This window comes from Pseudomonas sp. p106, assembly GCF_003936645.1.
GTDB lineage: Bacteria > Pseudomonadota > Gammaproteobacteria > Pseudomonadales > Pseudomonadaceae > Aquipseudomonas > Aquipseudomonas putida_E.
In genome coordinates this window covers 284,222-302,731 of the sequence record NZ_RHQR01000006.1, presented here as the reverse complement: position 1 = coordinate 302,731, position 18,510 = coordinate 284,222, and the positions used below count along the sequence as shown (strand labels likewise).

Annotated in this window: 13 protein-coding genes and 1 pseudogene; 9 read left to right on the top strand and 5 right to left on the bottom strand. The window is 59.5% G+C overall.

Features of this window, described 5'->3' with window-relative positions; all coding sequences use genetic code 11:
* Positions 1-784: 784 nt before the first annotated feature.
* Entirely contained in the window at positions 785-1,273 is a 489-nt protein-coding gene (locus EGJ09_RS10690; protein ID WP_012314947.1) for a hypothetical protein, read from the top strand.
* 67 nt (positions 1,274-1,340) lie between these two features.
* Positions 1,341-1,672: pseudogene (locus tag EGJ09_RS10685) on the top strand (transposase); the annotation flags it as partial.
* A gap of 127 nt (positions 1,673-1,799) precedes the next feature.
* Here EGJ09_RS10685 and EGJ09_RS10680 read toward each other — a convergent pair.
* On the bottom strand, positions 1,800-2,816 hold the full coding sequence (locus EGJ09_RS10680; RefSeq protein ID WP_125923813.1) for an alpha/beta hydrolase: 1,017 nt from the start codon (positions 2,814-2,816) through the stop codon (positions 1,800-1,802).
* A gap of 529 nt (positions 2,817-3,345) precedes the next feature.
* Between EGJ09_RS10680 and EGJ09_RS10670 the strand changes: the two genes are divergently transcribed.
* From EGJ09_RS10670 to EGJ09_RS10645, 5 genes are all read left to right on the top strand, one after another.
* Positions 3,346-5,370 (top strand): alkyl/aryl-sulfatase, encoded by a 2,025-nt coding sequence (locus EGJ09_RS10670; protein WP_125923811.1) that lies wholly within the window; start codon positions 3,346-3,348, stop codon positions 5,368-5,370.
* Between the two features lie 121 nt (positions 5,371-5,491).
* A complete protein-coding gene (locus EGJ09_RS10665; RefSeq protein WP_256658429.1) occupies positions 5,492-6,754 on the top strand; it encodes an OmpP1/FadL family transporter in 1,263 nt (420 codons plus the stop codon).
* Positions 6,755-6,800: 46 nt separating this feature from the next.
* Positions 6,801-7,469, top strand: a complete 669-nt coding sequence (locus EGJ09_RS10660) for a DUF3313 domain-containing protein (protein WP_119687286.1) — start codon at positions 6,801-6,803, stop codon at positions 7,467-7,469.
* Between the two features lie 278 nt (positions 7,470-7,747).
* Positions 7,748-8,554 carry a transporter gene (locus EGJ09_RS10650; RefSeq protein ID WP_115274478.1) on the top strand — a complete coding sequence of 269 codons (807 nt, stop codon included), beginning with the start codon at positions 7,748-7,750 and terminating at the stop codon, positions 8,552-8,554.
* A 472-nt stretch (positions 8,555-9,026) separates the two neighbouring features.
* Positions 9,027-9,482: a hypothetical protein gene (locus tag EGJ09_RS10645; RefSeq protein ID WP_119687283.1), complete on the top strand. Its 456-nt coding sequence runs from the start codon at positions 9,027-9,029 to the stop codon at positions 9,480-9,482.
* Positions 9,483-9,503: 21 nt separating this feature from the next.
* Here EGJ09_RS10645 and EGJ09_RS10640 read toward each other — a convergent pair whose 3' ends face one another.
* A complete protein-coding gene (locus EGJ09_RS10640) occupies positions 9,504-10,373 on the bottom strand; it encodes a DMT family transporter (RefSeq protein ID WP_119687282.1) in 870 nt (289 codons plus the stop codon).
* A gap of 121 nt (positions 10,374-10,494) precedes the next feature.
* Here EGJ09_RS10640 and EGJ09_RS10635 point away from each other — a divergent pair, with 121 nt between their 5' ends.
* A complete protein-coding gene (locus EGJ09_RS10635) occupies positions 10,495-11,877 on the top strand; it encodes a PLP-dependent aminotransferase family protein (protein WP_125923809.1) in 1,383 nt (460 codons plus the stop codon).
* 370 nt (positions 11,878-12,247) lie between these two features.
* On the opposite strand, the gene EGJ09_RS10630 is transcribed toward EGJ09_RS10635, so the two are convergent.
* The 3 genes from EGJ09_RS10630 to EGJ09_RS10620 form a co-directional block, all read right to left on the bottom strand.
* Positions 12,248-13,261, bottom strand: coding sequence for an AraC family transcriptional regulator (locus EGJ09_RS10630; RefSeq protein ID WP_125923808.1), 1,014 nt, complete (start codon positions 13,259-13,261; stop codon positions 12,248-12,250).
* Positions 13,258-14,178: a GGDEF domain-containing protein gene (locus tag EGJ09_RS10625; protein ID WP_125923807.1), complete on the bottom strand. Its 921-nt coding sequence runs from the start codon at positions 14,176-14,178 to the stop codon at positions 13,258-13,260. Before EGJ09_RS10625 ends, EGJ09_RS10630 begins: the two co-directional genes overlap by 4 nt.
* A 93-nt stretch (positions 14,179-14,271) precedes the next feature.
* On the bottom strand, positions 14,272-15,672 hold the full coding sequence (locus tag EGJ09_RS10620; RefSeq protein WP_125923806.1) for a metallophosphoesterase family protein: 1,401 nt from the start codon (positions 15,670-15,672) through the stop codon (positions 14,272-14,274).
* A 360-nt stretch (positions 15,673-16,032) separates the two neighbouring features.
* Between EGJ09_RS10620 and EGJ09_RS10615 the strand changes: the two genes are divergently transcribed.
* Entirely contained in the window at positions 16,033-18,501 is a 2,469-nt protein-coding gene (locus EGJ09_RS10615) for a TonB-dependent receptor (protein ID WP_125923805.1), read from the top strand.
* The last annotated feature ends 9 nt before the right edge of the window (positions 18,502-18,510 follow it).

Sequence of the window (18,510 nt, the reverse complement as noted above, 5' to 3'; positions counted from 1 at the left end):
AGCTCATGCATCGAGGCCATCATCAGAACCGAGGCGGGCGTTCTGGGCTGTAGCGAAACAGCCTGCTGCGCCACGCTTTGCGCGCACAGGGCGAACTCCGCAGCCTGGATGATCGTGTCTTCGAGGGAGTGGTGGTTGTGGGGTGGATCGGGAACGACCTTTAACATAATGATTTTACCGTTAGCGGGGCCGTCACCCACCTGCTGTCAAACAGTGGGGTGGCAGCTGTACGTGGGTTGACAGACCGGCGGTAAAATCACGAAAAGCTCCGGCGCACGCAAGCGTGCCCACACGCACAGCCACCATAAAAAGGAGACTGTCTGCGTGATTTACCGTCACAGCCTGTCAAAGCTGTATCGTTGATGAGCAACGACCCGCCGAGACTAGAACGCAGCCCAAGCGACCGCAACGGAAAAAGTGCGGCGAGAGTATGTTTGGGAAATGGACTACAAGGAAGAGGGAAAATCTGATTTCTTGGTGTTTCCAGCGCTCAAGATGCGGGGATATTGATCGGTCTATGTCAACCAGTCTCGTGATGAATCGATGTTACTGACTTCCCTAGGCGAATCTTTCATTGCCACGAACAACGCGACTTGCGACCCAACCCTGCCGATGGCGGGGTAGAGGCCGGCCAAATGCGGTTATCACGGCCCTTCTTCATCTCATCACCTGTTGAAGTGTCAGGGCCAACCTTGACTTAAGTCAGTTTGCGCCCTTAACCGAGGCCTATGCTTGACTAATCGCGATTCATTTCCTGCCCACCATCCCTGCAAGGATCTGACCAATGAAAGCATCCAAACTTGTCGCCCTCGCTTTGACGGTTATGCTTTTCCCCGGTCTAACCTTTGCCCAGCAGGGTTCTACCACCGTCAATCCGACTCAGCAGCCAATGAGCGTTGAGCAATTTGATCAGGAAATGGCAAAGGCCCAAGAAAACCTGAAAAAAATGCAGGAACAAATGAGCCTCATCCAGAAAACCACTGATCCAGCGCAGCGCCAGAAACTAATGCAAGATCACCAAGTCATGATGCAGCAAGGAATGCACATGATGAATGGAATGTTGGGGTGCTGCGGCGGCGGCATGATGGGCGGTCACATGATGGGGAACGGCCACAAGATGGGCTGGGGACAGATGGGTAGCCATTACTCCCAGATGACACCTGAGCGGATGAAGCAGCACCAATACATGATGGACAGATACATGGGGATGCAGCAAATGATGATGGATCAGATGATGCAGCATCAACAGAACATGGGCACACCGCCTCGCTAAGGAAATCCTGAAAAAGGCTTCCTGATTTGGCAAAGTCCCCGGACACCAATCACCGAGCTTTTCGATGATGAAGCAAATGACCTTAGGCGACGCCGAGTACGCCGGTAAGCGCAAGCCTGCGCCAGACACTGGTGTCGACGATGACTCGGGCTGGTGCACAGCGTGGTGGTCACTGCGGCCAATGTCGCGGACCTGACTCAAGTCGACAAACTGCTACACCGTGCTGAGAACGTGGTCTGCGCTGATGCGGGCCATACCGGTGTCAAAAAGCGAGTTATACCAAAGTGCGCTTCCGAGGCTTGGCGAAGAACACTGCAGATGGTGAAACTGTTCGCCCTGTCGAACCTGTGGATGGCGCGACGACATTTGCTCTCCAGCGCAGGAGAGGTGCGCCCTTAATGAGACAAATGGCTGCATTTTTTAAGCGGACGCGATCGTCCTTATCGCCAAGACTCCCATCCGCCAGAAGGCTCTTATCCGAGCAGGACCAGGGCGACAACGTTCGCCCCGGTCCTTATTGCCGCTGTTACTGGAGGTGTTGCTTGATCGCCTGTGCAGCCTGGTCCATCGCACTTCGCGTGCCAGGGACTTCGCCGAGTACATTTAGTAGGCCGAAGTCGTGAATCATCCCGTTGTAGCGCACGGCGGTTACCGGAACACCGGCGGCATTCAACTTGCGAGCATAGGCTTCACCTTCATCACGCAGCACGTCCATTTCAGCAGTTTGTACCAGTGCCGGCGGTAAACCTTTCAGCTGTTCCAGGCTGGCACGTAGCGGCGATGCGTGAATGTCGTCGCGCTGCTTCGGATCAGTGGTGTAGCTGTCCCAGAACCACTGCATCATGTTGCGTGTCAGGAAGTGCCCTTCGGCGAATTGGTTGTAGGAACTGTTGTTGAAGTTGGCATCAGTCACGGGCCACAGCAGTGCCTGGAAGCGCAACTTCGGTGTTCCGGCTTCCTTCGCCTTGATGGCTACTACTGCAGCCATGTTACCGCCGACGCTGTTGCCAGCCACAGCCAGGCGGCTGCCGTCGACACCGATCTCCTTGCCATGCTCCGCGACCCAGCGGGTGGCAGCGTAAGCCTGGTTGATCGCAGTGGGGAATTTGGCCTCGGGCGACGGCGTGTAATCGACGTAGACCGCTGCCGCACCAGAGCCCACTACCAGGTCATGTATCAGTCGCTCGTGGGTCGGATAGTCGCCTAACACCCAGCCACCACCATGGAAGAACATGAATACCGGCAGGTCACCCTTAGCGCCCTCCGGCCGCACTGCCCGGATCTCCAGCGGCTGGCCATCGGCCTGGATGGTACGGCGCTCGACCTGAATACCGGACAAGTCGACCTTCACGCTTGCCTGGGCGCCGGTCAGCACTGACCGGGCGTCTTTCGGCGACATGGTCTCAAGCGGCTTGCCGCCGCCTGCAGCCAGAGCCTCAAGGAAGCCTTGGGTGGTGTGTTCCACGCCCGGGCTACCAGCGGCGAAGGCACTGTTAACAGCCAGAGCCAGGAGGCCGGCGGTGAGTGTACGGGACAGTTTCATGGTTTGAGCTCCTAGGGCGTGGGTAGGTGTGGCGAATGCTTTGGGAATGGTCATGATCGTTCTCAAGTGTCTCGTAGGTGTGAGCGATTGCTTCGTGCTTGGGATTCACTTTTCGCGATAATATTTTGTGCGCAAAATATATTTCCGCTATGGTCGCGATTAAATTGGTGCATCAGTCTCGGATGACCGCCGGCCCCGCCAGCCATTGATAGGCGCCGTGCTTTGTCCTTGGCAGCGCCATCAGCTGATGCCGAGTTCGCTCGCCGGGGAATCGCCTTCGCTGTCCTGCACGCCACCGAAACGGGCAAACCGGTTCATGAACAAACCGGTTGGACTGGAACGTCGGAAATGGCCGAATCGATTTTTTTGATGGTGACCGCTCCAGGGTCTAGATCTCCATCTAGTTGCTTTGAATAGTTCTTGGAGTCAGGAGGAAAGTTTCTCATCCGCGTCTACTCTCTCTAAGCGACATGAAACCCAGCTGGCAGTTGCCGAATCGGTACAGCGCATTGGTCAAAAGGAGCTGGCAATGACTGTGCTCGTAAAAACGTTCAGAAACCAAGGCCGCACTGCCTCGGGGGGCAGAATCTGGAAACTTGGCTCTACCTTCTTTTTAGCCACTGCCATCGCCATGGCTTCACAGGCGTGGGCCGAAGAGAAAGCGAAACCGGCAACAGCAGCAACCAAAGAAGCCAACGAAGCGTTGCTCAAAGAGTTGCCGTTCAATGACAAGACCTCCTTCGAACTGGCCCATAAAGGGTTTATCGCCCCTCTGCCGAAAGAGCCGATCAAGGGCGTCTCGGGCAACCTGATCTGGGACCCTGCCAAATACAACTTCATCAAGGAAGGCGAGGCCGCACCCGCTTCCACCAACCCCAGCCTCTGGCGGCAGTCACAGCTGATCAATATCTCCGGCCTGTTCGAAGTCACCGATGGCATCTATCAGGTGCGCAACTATGACCTGTCGAACATGACCATCGTCGAGGGCAAGGAAGGCATCACCATCTTTGATCCGTTGATTTCGGCGGAAACTGCCAAGGCCGCACTGGACCTTTACTATCAGCATCGGCCGAAGAAACCCGTGGTCGCAGTGATCTACACGCACAGTCACGTCGACCATTACGGCGGTGTTCGTGGTGTGATCGACGAGAAGGATGTCAAAGCAGGCAAGGTCAAGGTCTATGCCCCCAAAGGCTTCCTGGAGCACGCCGTTGCCGAGAACGTGATGGCCGGTACCGCCATGAGCCGCCGGGCCAGTTACATGTACGGCAACCTGCTGCCGCCGAACGAAACGGGCCAACTGGGCGCAGGGTTGGGCACCACGACTTCTGCCGGCACGGTCACCCTGATCCCGCCGACCGACATCATCGAGAAAACCGGCGAGAAGCGCACGATCGATGGGCTGACCTACGAGTTTCTCTACGCGCCGGGCAGCGAGGCGCCAGCCGAGATGCTCTATTACATCCACGAGAAAAAAGCCCTCAACACGGCCGAAGACTCCACCCATACGATGCACAACACCTACTCGCTGCGCGGAGCAAAAATTCGCGAGCCGCTGCCGTGGTCCAAGTACCTCAACCAAGCGCTGAAGATGTGGGGCAAAGACGTCCAGGTCATGTATGCCATGCACCACTGGCCGGTGTGGGGCAACAAGGAGGTCAAGGAGCAACTGTCGTCGCAGAGGGACATGTACCGCTACATCAACGATGAAACGCTGCGCTTGGCCAACAAGGGTCTGACCATGACCGAGATTGCCGAGCAGGTGAAGCTGCCGAAATCGATCGCTTCGCGCTTCTCCAACCGTGGGTATTACGGGTCTTTGAACCACAACGTCAAGGCCACCTATGTGCTGTACATGGGCTGGTTCATCGGCAACCCGGCGACGCTGCATGAATTGCCGCCGGTAGAGTCGTCCAAGCGCTACGTCGAGATGATGGGCGGCGCCGACGCAGTGCTGAAGAAGGCCAAGGAGTACTACGACAAGGGTGACTACCGCTGGGTAGCCGAGGTGGTCAACAAAGTGGTCTTTGCCGACCCGAACAACCAGGCAGCGAAAAACCTGCAAGCCGACACACTCGAGCAGTTGGGTTACCAGGCTGAAAGCGGGCCATGGCGCAACTTCTACCTCACCGGTGCCAAGGAACTGCGCGAAGGCGTGAAACAGTTGCCGACGCCAGACACGGCCAGCCCCGATACGGTCCGGGCGATGGACCTTGACCTGTTCTTCGACTACCTGGCCATGCGCCTGAAAGGGCCGGAGGTCGAAGACAAGCACATTACCCTTAACTTCGACTTCACCGACCTTAAACAGAAATACCTGGTGGAAATGGTCAATGGCGTGCTCAACCACACCGAAGGCTCGCAAGCCGAGAACGCCGACGCCACGGTCAGCCTGACGCGCGACACCTTGAACAAACTGATGCTCAAGGAAACCACGCTCAAGGACGCGGTGGGCGCAGGTGACGTCAAAGTCGAGGGTGCCGAAGGCAAGCTTGAGGAGTTGATGAGCTACATGGACAACTTCGACTTCTGGTTCCCGATCGTTACACCTTGATTGCTCCCTTGGCGCAGGTTGCGTCAAGCAGGACATCGAGCCATCGGTGTCCTGCTCTTTTCAAAGTGAGGAGTCAGGGACTATGACCACGAAGAATCGTATGGATCACACCAAATGGTGGATGCCTGCAACGTTTATTCTGTTGTTTGCTCACAGCACCAACGTGTCAGCCGGAGGCATCTTCATTTATGAAGCCGGCCAGGAAAGTAACGGCCTGGCCAATGCTGGCTCGGCTGCGCTCGCCACCGACCCCAGCGTGTTGATGTCCAACCCCGCAGGCATCGCCCTGCTGCCTGGCACGCAGATCAGTGCCAACGCCCAGGTTATCCTCGGCGACCTGCGCTACTCACGTGACAGCAGCAACCAGTTCGATGGCAACGAGGGCGGTAACGCTCTGCAATACCTGCCGGGCGCCAGCTTGTTCATCAGCCACCAGCTCGATGACCGCTCGGCCATCGGGTTCGGCATGTACGGTAACTTCGGCTTGGCGCTGGACTACGACGATGACTGGGCAGGGCGCTACTTCACCCAGGAATCGGCGGTGATTGGCGTCTCGTTCCAACCCACCTTTGCGTACAAGTTCACCGATGACCTTACCGTCGGCATCGGCCCACGCATGATGCTCGGCTATTACCGCACCGAGGTGGCCATCAACAACAGCCTGCTCGGGTTGGTCGAGCGCCCCGATGGCCAGCTCGAATACAAGGACACTGACTTCGGCATTGGCGTGAACCTGGGCCTGCTCTACCAGCTCGCCCCCCGCACGCGGATTGGCCTGGCCTACACCAGCAAGGTGAAGCTGGAGTTCGAGGACAGTCCACATGTCAGCGATATCAACAACCCCCTCATCAATGCCGCACTCAACCGCCTGGCGGTGGACACGCTGGAGCTGGACATGAACGTGCCGCAGACCGCGACATTCAGCGTGGCCCACCAGCTGGACGAGCAGTGGACATTGCTGGGAAGCCTGGGTTGGCAGGACTGGAGCGAGTTCGGTGACATCGGGGTAGAGGTGGATGCCAATGCCGCCGGGGTTAGCCGCACGGTCGATCGCAAGTACAAGGACACCTGGCACGCCTCGGTTGGAGCCCAGTATCAGGCGACCCGCCAGCTGCGCTGGAGTTTTGGGGTGGGGTATGACAGCTCGGCCGTGGATGACAAGGATCGCACCGTGGACAACCCGATGGGGGAGGCGTGGCGCTTCGCAACCGGGGTGAACTATCAGGTGGAAGAAGGATTGGACCTGCATCTGGCTTACACACTGGTCTGGCTCGGCGACATGGACGTGGAGCAGACCAAGGCACGCTCCGGCGACACGTTGTCAGGCACTTTCGATAACGCCGCCTTGCACATCATCGGTGGCGGTGCGACGTGGCGATTCTGAAGGTCTTGATCCTTGGACAATGCTTATACGTGGAAGGAGAAGTTGCATGAAAAGTAAGGCGCTTATTGCAACAGTGTGTCTCACATCGCTTTTACTGCATGGTTGTGCGAGCAAATACGTTGAGCCCGACGAATACTCCGGATTTCTGAAGGACTACAGCAAGCTCAAGGAGGATGAATCTCCTTCGGGCGCGAAGGTTACGCGCTGGATCAAGCCTGGCATTGATGCCAACCAATTTACCAGCGTGTATGTCGAACCCAGCCAGTTTTACCCCAAGCCGCAACCAACCGCGAAGATTCCTCAGCAAACCTTGCAAGGCATAACCCAGTATTACGATCAATCGTTGAAAAACCAGTTTTCCAAGGTCCTGCCGCTTGCTACGAGCCCCGGGCCAGGCGTACTGGTGGTGCGCCCGGCGATCACTGGGGTGAGTGCCAAAACCAAGGGGCTGCGCCCGTATGAGGTGATCCCGATCGCGCTGGTGGCAGCCGGCATCAGTACGGCCACGGGTATTCGCGACCAAGACACCAGCGTGGCTACCGAGGCTGCATTCCTTGACGGGAGTACCAATGAGGTGGTGGCCGCAGTGGTGCGCAAAGGTGCAGGCGCTGAACTGGACAATTCCTCCCAGATCATGCAGGCCTCGGACGCCCGTGCCGTGCTCGATGGCTGGGCCAAGGACATGGTCAGTTCATTCCAGGCCCTGAAGAAGTAGCCCGCAGGTCCCCAAAGTGCTTCCTCCCACCGTGTTTTTCTTCGTGATTCTGCACATCGTTGCGCTGATTCGCGTGCTCATGATCAAGCGGGCGGGCGGAAGCTACCTGTCTGCGCCTCCGTCATCGCGGAACTGGCACGCGTCATTGGCAGCAAGCGCTTGAAGCAAATGTTCATTGGCCCGCTGCCGCCAAAGCAGACCGAGATGTCGAATCACGCTTTTTCGCCGAATACCCGGGCCGCTCAAAACGACGTGGCTTTCAGTTGACGGGAGATACAATGTTGAAAAGGAAATGCTACCCGCTTTACGCACTTGCGTTGCTGGGGCACACCGGGCAAGGGCAAGCAGAGGACTCGGCAGAGCTTGCCAAGAAAGCGCTGAACCCGGTTGCGGCCATGTACAGCTTGCCGGTGCAATATAATTGGGACCAGAAAATGGGCCCAGACGGCGATGGCAAGCGCAGCCTGACCAACATCCAGCCCGTTCTGCCTTTCAGTCTGAATGATGACTGGAACCTGATCTCCAGGACTATCCTGCCAGTCGTCGACCAGCACGGCCTGGGCGGCGCGGCAGATACCTCTGGCGTAGGCGATGTCACCCAGAGTTTTTTCTTCTCACCGAAACAACCCACTGCCAGTGGCTGGATACTCGGCGCAGGCCCGGCGCTATTGATACCAACAGGCAGCAACGACGTGCTGAGCAGTGAACAATGGGGGCTCGGACCGACTGCGGTAGCCTTGAAGCAAGCCAACGGTTGGACGCACGGGATACTGGCTAACCATATCTGGGGGTTAGAGGGCAGCCCCGCAGATGGCAAGGAGAAGGTCAACCAGACGTTCATGCAGCCGTTTCTTTCATACACGAACAGCTCGTTGACCACATTTGGCATCAACAGTGAATCGACCTACGACTGGCAATCCAAAGAATGGGCCATTCCGGTCAACCTGACGGTAACCCAATTACTGAAAGTTGGTGGTCACCCCATCACCCTCCAAGCCGGGCCGCGTTACTGGCTCGATTCACCGGATAATGGCCCAGAAGGCTGGGGCTTTCGCTTTGCTGTGACGTTGCTGTTCCCGCGCTGATCCTGAAGCACGCACTGCTTTGCTTTTCCTCCAGCCCCCAGGCAGCACAGGTGCGTCCTCTATGGCCAGCTGCCAGTCGTGACCGCCCGCTTTCGAGCCGAAGCAGACATCTGTAACCGGGGCCGCTTCGCGGCCCATCGCCGGCAAGCGCGGCTCCCACACGTACAGCGCATGCCTCAAGGCTGGAGATATTCCAGTGGGAGCCGGCTTGCCGGCGATGAGGCCGGAACTGACCACAGAGCTTGGGATCGCTGTCTGCTTTGCGTCGAAAGCGGCCGGTCGTGGATGGCCGCTCCCGATCCAGTGCTACCGTTGATGGAGAGCGGCTAACGACCTGTCGATCGATTCAATCGGGGCGATTTCGCTGGCTTACTTACGGTCGCACGCAGAGGCATCCGCGCATGCGCCGCCAGCTGACAACTGTCCACCCCGCAGAGCGTGATGACACAACTCAACCAGCTAGAGGTTCGTCATGACTAAAAACATCGATCTGACGATCACCCCGGATTACCTCAATCCATTTGCCTCGCCGGACAATCCAAAGCTAAGCCCCGAGCTGGTGGAATACCTGTCTGATAGTGCCTGGTATCACCCAGCGCTGAGTCTACAGATCCGCTGCCCGGAAGAGGAACGAGAACGCCTGCAGCAAGCCATCAGAAATACCTTTGCACAAAAGAGCGAACAGCTCAGAGGGGATATCCGCACGCAGCGGCTGGTAGCGCTGACACTCCTGGGCTTGGCGCTAGCCTTGGTGCTCGCAGGCACGGCGCTGGGCATTGAAGGCACCATCCCCGTGGGAGTCGTTACCGTCACCGCTTGGATGCTGCTCTGGCGCAGCGCAGAGATATTCTTTCTGGATATCCGCAGCGTCAACCGGCAGCTGCGTAAGTACCAGCGTATCGCCAGCGCTTCACAGCAGTTTCGATAGAGGTTGATCGCTCCCACACTACTACTGGGCGTATCTCTTTGCCCCGGCAACACAGATGACAGCACCCAGCGTTACGACGAGCATCACCCAGCTGACTTGCTCGTGCAGAAGCAACGCGGCCAGTCCAAGCCCCATGAACGGCTGAAAGAGTTGCAGTTGGCCCACTGCCGCAATGCCGCCCTGGACGAGCCCTTTGTACCAGAACACAAACCCGATCAGCATGCTGAACAGTGACACGTAGGCGAAGCTGAACCACGCAGGGGCGCTAACTCGGGCGAAGGCATCGGGCGCTGGGAGATTGACGATAGTCAGCAGCAGCATGAACGGCAACGCTACCAGCAATGCCCAACTGATCACCTGCCAGCCCCCGAGAGTCCGTGACAGACGCGCCCCTTCCGCATAGCCCAACCCACAAACAACTACCGCAGCCATCATCAGCAGGTCTCCTAGCGCCGACGCATCTCCTCCATTCATCAACGCATAGCCAACGACTAGCCCAGCACCGAACAACGAGAACAACCAGAACAGTGGCCCAGGTCGCTCGCCGCCGCGCAGAACGGCAAACCCTGCGGTACACAGTGGCAGCAGCCCGACAAAAACGATGGAATGAGCAGAAGTGACGTGCTGGAGCGCCAGTGCCGTCAGCAGCGGAAAACCGATAACGACGCCAAGCGCTGTTACAGCCAATGACGACAGGTCACCGCGCTTGGGTCGCGGCTGGCGTAGCACGATCAAGAACAGCGCACCCAACAGGGCGGCAATGGTTGCCCTGGCACAGGTCAGAAACGTAGGCTCGAAGGCCGTCACTGCCACGCGGGTGGCCGGCAACGAGCCGGCAAAGATGGCGACGCCTATGAAGCCGTTTATCCATCCGCTTGTTGTTTTTTCCATCGGTGCGTCCTCGATAAGCCAGGGCTCAGTACATCACTGACGGGCTCACCAAGGCCATGTACACTCCACTACAATTCAACCGAACTGTTATGCATATGAATCCAGCACAATTGAGGGTGCGATGAAACGGGACGGAACGCGAATCCGAGCTGTGATGGGGGAGGTCCAGGCCAGGATAGCCTCTCGAAGCTACACCCCAGGTGCGAGAATTCCTTCAGTTCGCGCAATGGCTCAGAGCATGCAAGTATCGGTTTCTACCGTCCTGGAGGCCTATGAACGGTTAACCGCAGAAGGTGTACTTAGCGCACGCCCCGGCTCCGGTTTTTACGTGGCTGGCCCAGTTGCGCCATTGGCCCTGACCGAGCTCGGCCCCAAACTTGATCGTGATGTCGACCCGCTATGGATCTCGCGCCAGTCTCTGGAAACTTCCAGTGATGCGTTGAAACCAGGATGCGGGTGGCTGCCCGCATCCTGGCTGTACGAAGCAGGCTTGCGTAAAGCTCTTCGAATGGTTGCGCGTTCTGACACGTCGAAATTGACTGAGTACGCTTCACCGCTTGGGCATCCGCCTCTCAGGCAATTCTTGTCGCGACGACTGGCAGGCGTTGGTATCGAAGCCCCTCTGGAACAGATCATGCTCACTGAGTCCGGCACTCATGCCATCGACCTGATCTGCCGTTTTCTGCTGCAACCGGGTGACACTGTCCTGGTCGACGATCCCTGTTATTTCAATTTTCACGCATTACTCAAAGCACATAGGGTGAACATCGTCGGAGTCCCCTACACCGCAACGGGTCCAGACATCGAGGCGTTCGGCGCTGCCCTGCGCGAGCACGCGCCGCGGTTGTACATAACGAACTCCGGCATCCACAACCCGACCGGGGCCACCTTGTCACCAGTCACAGCACACAGGCTGCTAAAGCTGGCCGACACCTCCAGCCTGGTAATTGTCGAGGACGACATCTTCGGCGATTTCGAGAATACCCCTGCTCCACGACTGTCTGCCTTCGATGGCCTCGCTCGTGTGATCCAAATCGGTAGTTTTTCCAAGACCATTTCCGCTTCAATCAGATGCGGCTACATCGCTTCGCGCAGGGAGTGGATCGAGAGCCTGGTCGACCTCAAGATTGCGACCACATTCGGGGGTGGGCGCATGGCTGCGGACATCGTTCATCAAGCCATTACCGATAGCGGGTACCGAAAGCACATGGAAGGTGTCCGCTTCAGGTTAGCCCAGGAAATGGGCAAAACAGTAGCGAGGCTTCAGGCGATTGGTATCAAGCCTTGGATGGTTCCCCAGGCAGGCATGTACGTGTGGTGCCAACTCCCTCAGGGTAAGGATGCAGCGACGCTGGCCAGAGCTTGTTTGAAGGAAGCAGTGGTGCTCGCGCCCGGAAATGCTTTCAGCCAGTCCATGACTGCGGGAGATTTCCTGCGTTTCAACGTTGCTCAATCGGGTGACAGCAAGATCTACGAAGTGTTGAAACGGGCTCTTAATGCTTAGCCGCGGGACCAAACCGTGTGGCGCTCAAGGCAACTCTTGATGCTCATGCCCGGCCCTGAGGCGGCTATCTACCCATGGCGGACATCTGAAACCGGGGCCGCTTCGCGGCCCATCGCCGGCAAGCGCGGCTCCCACAGGTACAGCGCATGCCTGAAGGCTGGTGATATTCCCGTGGGCCGGCTTGCCGGCGATGAGGCCGGTACTGACCACAGAGCTTTGGATCGCTGTCTGCTTTGTGTCCTTATCAGCCACTCAGGGCAGATCGCGCTCGACACAAAGTGGCCGTTCAGGCCCGCAGAATAACAGCCTAACGCAGCCAGACCTGTCGTCCATGGCAGTTATTTAGCTTGCCCATTGAGTATCTAAAACTTTACAAGGCCCCCAATTCACTAGGTACTCGCCCAGTCCAGCGCTTGAACGAACGGCGAAAGTTAGTGTTATCGGTGAAACCCAGGTACTGCGCAACCGCGTCGTTGCTGTAGCCCTTGACCTGGTACAGATACAGGGCCTGGTCGCGCCGCACCTGGTCCAGCTGCTCCTGGAAGTTGGAGCCATGACGGGCCAGGCGGCGCTTGAACGAGGCGGGGCTGGTGCTGAAGGCGGCGGCCACGCGCTCTAGATTCAGCGGCTGGCGAATCAGCCCGAGCAGGTGGTCGTAGACCACATCGAGAAAGCTCGCCTGCCAGCCCCAGGCCGCCAGCTGTGCGTCACAGGCCTGCCGTGCCACGTGCTGGGCGGTCGAGCCTGCACCATGCCAAGGGCGCAGCAGGTATTCGCGGGGCAGGCTCATGACCGTGGCTGGGCAGTCGAAGGCCAAGGAGTCGCCCAGGTGCACCCAGTACTGCTCGACGTAAGGCGGTTCGGCATGGCTGAATTGGAAGCGCCACGGCAGATGCTCCTTCTGCTGGCGACGAGCGAGCGCGACTACCGCCGTCATGCTGGACTCCAAAAGAAAGCGGCTCTGCTCGCCGATGGCGCAACTTTCGCGCCAGTACAGGTGCAAGTAATGCTCTTCCAGGCGCAGGACCGGGCTGACCAACGGTGACAGCAACGCGCGGTACTGTTCGATGCGTTCCAGGGCCTGCAACAGGTGGTCTGCCTGCTCAAGCAGCAGGCTGGCTGCGCCGTGGTGCCCGGGCCACAGGCGTTGGCCGTAGAGGAAACTGCTGTCGTCGGCATCTAGCAGGCGCTGCGCGTTGTCGATCAGACGCAGGAACTGCTGAGGGCTGATCAGCGTTTCACCGCTGATGACGTCGTCATAGAACAGCCCGCAACCACGCAGCAGGTGATGGGTGTCGATCTGCCTGGAGCGCGCCAGGTCAATCAGCACGGCTGGCAGGTGGTGGGCGGTGATGAAGCGGCTGTCGCTGTCGTAGCCGTTCATGCTCGGCGTACCTGGCGGGTCTTGGCTTGGGCGAGGGCATGATTGAGGCGTTTGAGCAACTGCTCTTCGTCTTCGTCCAGCGCCATCACGCTGGCCACCGTAGCGGTCAGGTACAGGCGCTCGCCATGTCGGTCGGTGTGGTGGGCGAGGTGGAGGATGCTCTGGCGCAAGGACTCGGCCATTGTCTGAGCCTGACGCTCGCCAGTGTTGGGCAGGGCCGCGACGAAGCGATCACCGGCCAGGCGGCAGAGTATGTCCTGCTGGCGCAGGTTGAGCAGTAACAGCTGGGCGACCACCTGCAGCACCACGTCGCCTTCTGTCTGGCCATAGCGCTGGTTGATCTGACTGAAATCGTCGAGGTCGATGACGATCAGCGACAGTGCTTGCTGTTCGCTGGCGGCATGGGCAAGCGCCTGCTGCAGGTGCTGGCGCAGGTATCGGGCACCGGACAGCGGGGTGAGCTTGTCGAACAGGCGGTGCTCGCGGAACAATTGCTCACGCTTGCGCATCTGCGCGGTGATGGCGTGCTGTTCCTGCTGCAGGTGGTACATGCCAAGGGTCATCAGCAGCATGCCCAGCGGCATGGGGGCGGTTTCCAGCCAGTTGTCCCAGACTGCCGTTTCAGGCAGGCGGATGAATTCGTCGAGGGTGTCCATCCACATCGAGAAGGCAATGCAGCTCAGGCCCAGCGACAGCAGTCGGGTGACCCGGCCGGCAGGGCGCCCGCGCAGCAGCATGATCAGCCACCCACAGAGGATCAGGCAGGTACCGCCTTCGCCGACGACGTCCATCCAGTTGATGTCGGCCCAGGTCTTGAGGGTTCCGGCGGCGAGGTAGACGAGCAAGCCGGCGTTGGCGGCCAGGAGCAGGCTCGCCAGCGTCAGGCCGTGCTGCTTGAAGAGAAGTCGCAGGGGCATGGGGTGTCCTGTGATTGGGTTTTTGCCTGCGTCGGCCATGAGGGCAGCACAGGTCAAGCAGCATGCAAGCCTTTTGTATCAATCTGGTGACACTCACTTGGTCCGCGCCGTGCACGGTAAACCGTCCGGTCCCACGCTGGCTGTGCAGTAGCGTTCGCCGCCCAGTGCCAGCTTTGGCTCATGAAGGAACTTGCGGCCTTTGGCGTCGCGCCGGATGTCGAACGCGTCGTACAGCGTGTCGTCAGCCGTATAGGTACGCACGCGCAGACGGTCCTGCTCCACGGCGATGGTCTGGTACAACTGGGTATCCTCGGCGCTGCGGTCCGGCTGGCTGCGGGCACGGTCGTTCAGGCCATACATCTTCGACCCCGTAACCGAGACCATGTACACCGGGCCGATGGCCTGCTTCGCCTGCCGTGCTGCTTGCGTGGCCTGTCGCCCTTCGGCGTGGGTCAGGCGGCTGTAACAGTGGTCATGGCCCTGCAGCACCAGATCGACGTGGTAGCGTTCTAGCAGCGGTTGCCAGGCGGCCTTCAGCGGTTCGGTGTCCTCGGGGCGGGCGCAGGTGTAGATCGGCTGGTGCATGACCACGATGTTCCAGAGCGCCTCGCTGTTTCTCAGGACGCTCTCAAGCCAGTCGGTCTGGGCCTGAAGGGTGCCCAGATCGAGTGCCGAGGTGCCGTCCAGCACCACGAAGCGCACGTTCTGGTAGTCGCTGAAATAGCTGGTTGAAGCTACCCCGGAGGCACCGTTGCCCGGCAAGGCAAACTGCGCCGGTACATGTGGGCTCAGGCTGCGGCTTTCGCTGCCATCGGGGTTTGAAGTTTCCAGGTACTCGTGGTTGCCGAATGCGGTCAGCTGCGGGATGGCGGCGTATGACCAGCCACCGGCCTGATTCCATTCCCCCCACTCATCATCGTGGGCAAGATCATCGCGTGACGCCACCAGGTCGCCAGCGTGCACCACCAGGGCCGGGTGCGCCACGCTACGCAGCGCCTGGCGGATCGTGCGCGAGGCGATGGCGAGGATGTCATTCTGGGTGTCGCCCAGGTAGATGAACGAGAACGGCGCGAACGTGGCTTTGGCCGTGCGGAACTGGTGCCATTCGCTCCAGCCGGCACTCCCCTTGACCCGGTAGACGTAAGCCGTGTCCGCTTGCAGGTGTTCCAGGCGTATCTGGTGGTAGTTGGCCGGACCGTTTTCGCTATCCAGACGCTGAGTGTTGCCGCCTAGTGGACTGGCTTTGGCCGCCAGTGACGGGCCGGCCAGGGCCGGCCCGAGTTCCAGCACTGCGTCGGTCTGGGTCAAGTCGGTGCGGTAACTGATGGCCATCTGCGTGGCGGCGTTCTGGCCCGGGGTGAGTACGATGCGGTCGGCGAGCTTGCCAGGGGCGTAGGGCAGGCCGACAGAGCGCGGGAGTGAGGTGGCGTCATTCGCCTGGGCATTGGCCAGGGCGGCGCAAAGCAGGGCGGCCAGTAACAGGGGACGGTGCATGGGTTTTTCTCTATGAGCCCTTAAGGCGTGATGGGAGGCAAAGGAAACAAAGGCGGATGACGGTTCTGTTACCGGGCAGGGGGTCGATTTGGCTCAGCTGACCGTGAGAAATTTCTAGTTCTGGGCTGCCCTTCGAGGGCGTTCTGCTGGCAATCCGCCCTCGCACCGGCTGACGGGCAGCGGCAGGGGCGCGACCAAGCTCAGGTCATTTCAGCTCAAACTCCGCCGGAAACGCCGAAAAACGAGCGTTTTCAAGCCCTCAAGACCAACCTTGTCACGCAAGTGCCACACACGCTTTCTAGCTTTCGTTGTCACTCCCGGGCTCACCGGGTCACTGCATGCGAGGGTTTCAAGGTGGCAATGCCGTTTCGTCACATCCGCAACGCCGGATTTCGGGTCAGCCTGCTGGCCGTCGCTATCACCACCGCCCCGGCCTGGGCCGAAGAGGAAGCGGTCGAGCGGGTCGAGGTGATTGGCCAAGCGGCGAGCATCGACAAGGCGTTGCGCGAGCAGAAAAGCGCCGACAGCATCAAGAGCGTGGTGCATGCCGACGGCGTCGGCCAACTGCCCGACGACAATGCCGCCGAAGCCCTGCAGCGCATTCCCGGTCTGTCGGTGGAGCGCGACCAGGGCGAAGGCCGATTTGTCAGCGTGCGCGGTATCGCCCCGGACCTCAACAGCGTGACCATCAATGGCACACTGGTTCCGGCTCCGGAGGGCGACCGCCGAGCGGTGGCGCTGGATGTGCTGCCAGCCGAACTGGTGCAGTCGCTGTCAGTGGTCAAGAGCTTGACTCCGGACATGGACGCCAACTCCCTGGGTGGCACCATCGAGGTGGAGAGCCTGTCGGCTTTCGACCATGACGGGCTGTTCTACACACTCAGCGGCGAAGCCAGCCACGATACCAACGTCAGCCGCGACAGCCCGAAGTTCTCTGGGGCAGTCAGCGACCGCTTCAGCCTGGGTGATGGCACCGACAACTTCGGCGTGGCGGCGGCCTTCAGCTGGCAGAAGCGCAAGTTTGGCTCGGACAACGTCGAAACCGGCGGCAACTGGGACTTCGAGGACGGCGCGCGGCTGGAGGAGGTCGAGGCTCGCGACTACCAGATCACCCGTGAACGCACCGGCCTGGGCCTGAACTTCGACTATCAGCCCGACGATTTCTCCAGCTACTACCTGCGTACCCTTTACAGCAAGTTCAAGGACACCGAGACCCGCAACGCGCAGGGCCTTGAGTTTGCCGAGCCACAGGGTTCCGGCCAGCGTGGCGAGGCTGAGGGCTGGCGCGACCTGAAGTCGCGCGAAGACACCCAGGAAATCCAGTCCTACGTGCTCGGCGGCGAGCGTATTGTCGACCAGTGGACCATCAGTGCTCAGGCCGGCTATAGCCAGGCCACCGAGCACGACCCGGGTGGTATCGCCGGCGCCAAGTTCGTCGGCGACTTCGACGAGGTCGGCTTCGACGGTACGAGCAAACCAAGGCTCAGCGTAGGCAACGACTTCTACGACCCGGCCCGGTTCACTTTGGATGAAGTGGAGTGGGAGAAGGTTGACGGCAAGGACCAGGAAAAGAACATCCGCCTGGACCTCGCTCGCGACTACGATTTCGCCGACGCCTCCCAGGTCAAGTTTGGTGGCAAGCTCAGCCGCCGCGACAAGACCAGCGATACCGAAACCTGGGTCTATGACGGGTTCGATGACATCAGCCTTGCCGGCTATCAGGGCAGCAATGTCGATTACGCTTTGGGTAATTTCGGGAACGGCATCAGCGCCAGCGCCATCGAGGACCTGATCGGCGGCCTGGACCGGGCGGCCTACTACGATGAGCAAGCCTCGCGCATCAATGACTTCGACATGAGCGAGGACATCAATGCGGCGTACCTGATGAACACCCTGGACATCGGCGACTGGCGCCTGATTGCCGGCTTGCGTTACGAGGGTACCCAGTTCGAGGCCAAGGGCACCGGCCTGCGCGATGGCGTTTACGAGAACGTCAACAGCAACAACCGCTATGACCACTGGCTGCCGGGGCTGCACGCGCGCTATCAGTTATCGCCGACCACCGCCATTCGCGCGGCCTGGACCAACACCGTGGTAAGGCCGACCTTTGGCCAGCTGACACCGGGTTTTGTCATCGACGAGAACGATGCGTCGTTCGGCAACCCCGAGCTCAAGCCGCTAGAGTCGATGAACTTCGACCTGGGCATTGAGCACTTCATGGGGCGCGCCGGCACAGCATCGGCGTTCCTTTTTTACAAAGATGTCGACCACTTCATCTACAGCACCGACCTGGCGGGCACTGGCAATTGGGTGGACTTTGACGAAGCGCTCACCTTCGAAAACGGTGGCGGCGCCAAGCTGTATGGCCTGGAGTTGGCCTATTCGCAGAAGTTCGACTGGCTGCCGGCCCCCTGGAACGGCGTGCTGTTGGGCGCCAACCTGACCCTCAGCAAGTCCGATGCAACCCTGCAAGGGCCTACCGGCAAGCGCAGCATAGACCTGCCCAACCAGTCCGACACGGTCGGCAACTTCATGGTTGGCTGGGAGAACGACCGCTTCAACATGCGCCTGGCTGCCAACTACAAGTCGGGCTACCTGCTGGAACTGGGCGCGATCGACGACAAGGCCCATGACCAGTACGCCGATGACCAACTGCACGTGGATTTCAAGGCTGGCTACTTCCTCACCCCTGAGCTGCAGCTGACCTTCGAGGCGCAGAACCTCACCGACGAGTCCTATTACGTGTACAGCGGCCACCATCGCTACAACGCCCAGTACGAAGAATACGGCAAGACCTACAAGGTCGGCCTGACGCTCACCCATTTCTGATCCGCAGCC